The sequence below is a fragment of the Psychrobacter sp. CAL346-MNA-CIBAN-0220 genome (assembly GCF_040309805.1).
Taxonomy (GTDB): domain Bacteria; phylum Pseudomonadota; class Gammaproteobacteria; order Pseudomonadales; family Moraxellaceae; genus Psychrobacter.
In genome coordinates, this window is the sequence record NZ_JBEOPF010000134.1 from 1 (window position 1) to 282 (window position 282).

Annotated in this window: 1 protein-coding gene; it reads left to right on the forward strand. The window is 44.3% G+C overall.

Translation table 11 applies throughout. The features are described from left to right. On the forward strand, positions 1–282 hold a 282-nt coding region (locus AAEY88_RS13015), incomplete at both ends, for a sigma-70 domain-containing protein (protein WP_350563058.1).

Here is a 282-nt window from a genome sequence, read left to right on the forward strand (position 1 = left end):
GTACACATGATCGAAACGATTAACAAGCTGAACCGTATTTCTCGTCAAATGCTTCAAGAAATGGGCCGTGAGCCGTCTCCTGAAGAATTGGCAGAACGTATGATGATGCCTGAAGATAAGATTCGTAAGGTGCTGAAAATCGCTAAAGAGACAATCTCAATGGAAACCCCAATCGGTGACGATGAAGATTCGCATTTAGGTGATTTTATCGAGGATACTACCCTCGAGCTACCACTTGACTCAGCAACTAGCGAAAGTCTAAAGAACGCCACACACGAAGTG